Source organism: Actinomycetota bacterium, assembly GCA_036280995.1.
Classification (GTDB): Bacteria; Actinomycetota; CALGFH01; order CALGFH01; family CALGFH01; genus CALGFH01.
This window is the reverse complement of record DASUPQ010000191.1, coordinates 1-2,548: the sequence shown is the minus strand read 5'-3', so window position 1 is coordinate 2,548 and position 2,548 is coordinate 1. Positions and strand designations below refer to the sequence as shown.

The following is a 2,548-nucleotide window of genomic DNA, read 5'->3' as shown; positions in this document are numbered from 1 at the left end:
CGGTTCGCCCGGCAATGGCTGCGGGCCCTGGCCAAGATCGAGGGCCTCCACGACGACGGCAAGCCGACAGTGCTGTTCCCAACGTCAGCCCCAGACGGCCTAGGTGGGTGGTGTTTTTCGCGGCGTGCCGGTCCCCGGGTTTCATGATCGTTTCGGGGAGAATGGTCGTGTGAACGGTGGGACTGGTGTGCGGGGTGGGTCGTGACGTTGGGCCGGACGCCCAGGCAGGCGGATCTGTTCCGGTCGACGGTCGGGTTCTGTGAGCCGCGGGTGGCTCCGACCTCGATCTACGGCTTGTTGCATCGGGAGTGTGAGCGGCTGTTCCCCGATGAGATGTTCGCGGACCTGTTCACCGATGTGGGGCGCCGTTCGGTTCCGCCGATGATCGTGGCGGTGGTGATGGTGTTGCAGCGCATCGAGGGCTGCAGCGACCGGGAAGCGGTGGACCGGTTCTGTTTCGACGCGCGGTGGAAGTACGCCGCGGGCGGGTTGGACTTTGACTACCCGGGTTTCGTGCACACCGTGCTGGTGGACATGCGGGCCCGGCTGGCCGCGTCGGCGGCGCCGAACCGGATCTTCGACGCGGTGCTGCAGGTGGCCGGCGCCGCCGGGTTGATCGGGCGGCGGCGGGTGCTGGACTCGACACCGATCTATGACGCGGTGGCCACGATGGACACCGTCACGTTGGTCCGGTCGGCGATCCGGTCGTTGCTCAAGGCCGCGGACGCGGGTTTGGAGTCCGAGTTGCGGGTGGTGCTGGCCCGCGACGACGACTACACGGTCGCGGGTAAGCCGGTGTGTGACTACGACGATCCGGCCGCGCGGGTGGAGATGGTTGATGCGTTGGCCCGGGACGGCGCCGCGCTGCTGGGGGTGCTTCACGGGCGGGAAGGGTTGGACAAGGCGGTGGAGCAGGCCGGGGCGTTGCTGGCCACGGTGCTGGGTCAGGACCTGGACCGGGACGAGGCCGGGGTGTTCCGGATCGCCCGGCGGGTCGCGAAGGACCGGGTGATCTCCACGGTGGACCCCGAGGCGCGGCACGGGCACAAGACCGCGGCCCGCGGTTTCGACGGCTACAAGGGACATATCGGTATCGACCCGGACTCGGAGATCATCACCGCGACCGTGGTGAGTCCGGGCAACGCCGGCGACGCCGCCGCCGCCGAGGAACTGATCGGCGACCTGCTCGACGAGCACACCACCGACACCGCCGAGATCGACACGACCGCTGGGGTCGCGACCGCCGAGGTCGACACGACCGCTGGGGTCGCCACCGCCGCCGAGGTCGACGGCGCGGTCGCCGCCGTTGCTGCTGTTGCTGGCATTGCCGTCGCCGTCGCTGCCACCGTCGCCGCCGTTGCTGCCGCGGGCGATGCCCCCGCTGTCGACGCGGCTGCGGACCGGGCGTGTGTGTTCGGCGACAACGCCTACGGCACCGGCGAATTCCAGGACCGGTTGGATCGGGCCGGGATCGAGTCCAAGTGCAAGACCCAGCCGCCGGTCGCCGCGGGCGGTCGTTTCGCCAAGGACCGATTCGACATCGATCTGGACGCCGACACGGTCCGGTGCCCGGCCGGGAACACCACGCCGATCGTCCGCGACCGGAACGGCGCCGGTACCGCCGCGTTCGGCACGTTGTGCGCGGGGTGTCCGTTGCGTGAGCAGTGCACCACCGCACGGGCCGGGCGGACGATCAGCGTCGGCGTCCACGAGGGGGCGCTGGCCGCGGCCCGGGCCCGGCAACGGGATCCGGACTGGATCGCCGACTACCGGGGCACCCGGCCGAAGGTGGAACGCAAGATCGGGCACCTGATGCGCCGCAAGCACGGCGGACGCCGGGCCCGGGTCCGGGGCACGATCAAGATCGCCGCCGACTTCTCCCTGCTGGCCGCGGCGGTCAACCTCGCCCGGCTGGCCGTGCTCGGCGTGGCCTCCACCGGGGCCGGGTGGGCCGCCGCGGCCTGATGGGCGGGGGCCTCACGGGCCGAAACGGCCTACTGGGCAGCCAGAGTGGCCCCACCACGGCCAACGACGCGTCGGAATCCGCAGATCGCGCCCGCGCGGCCGAACACGAACTCGATCCTCCCGGCCGGCTCACGTCCACCCTGGACACCCCAGCGGCACAGTCACCCACCAACAGCCGTTCGACACCAGCCACCTAGAGTGGCACATTTCGTCGACGCGGTCGTCGGCGGTGATACGCATGTGGACACCACGAGCCTGTGTGTGGTTTCCCCGGTCGGTGCGATGCTGGCCGAGATCACGATCGACAACGACGAAGACGGTTACGCCCAGGCGGTGACCTGGGTGCTGCAGACCGTGCCGTCGGAACGGTTCCTGGTCGGGCTGGAGGGCACCCGCAGCTACGGCGCCGGGTTGTGCCGGGCGCTGCAGGCCGTCGGGATTCGGGTGGTCGAGGTGGAGCGGCCCTCCCGCGGGGAGCGGGGCCGGCGGGGCAAGTCCGACGCCGGCGACGCGCTGCTGGCCGCGAACAAGGTGCTGGCCATGCCCGCCGACCGGGTGCCGCAGCCGCGGACCGGGGACGGGG

At 71.2% G+C, this 2,548-nt stretch carries 2 protein-coding genes and 1 pseudogene; all 3 read left to right on the top strand.

Features of this window, described 5'->3' with window-relative positions:
- A pseudogene (locus VF468_06035) lies at positions 1-78 on the top strand (arsenate reductase ArsC).
- Positions 79-270: 192 nt separating this feature from the next.
- The gene (locus VF468_06030) at positions 271-1,965 is read left to right on the top strand and encodes a transposase (GenBank protein ID HEX5877869.1); all 1,695 of its coding nucleotides are present in this window, start codon (positions 271-273) and stop codon (positions 1,963-1,965) included.
- Between the two features lie 282 nt (positions 1,966-2,247).
- The coding region (locus VF468_06025; GenBank protein ID HEX5877868.1) for a transposase at positions 2,248-2,548 on the top strand (301 nt) is incomplete at its 3' end.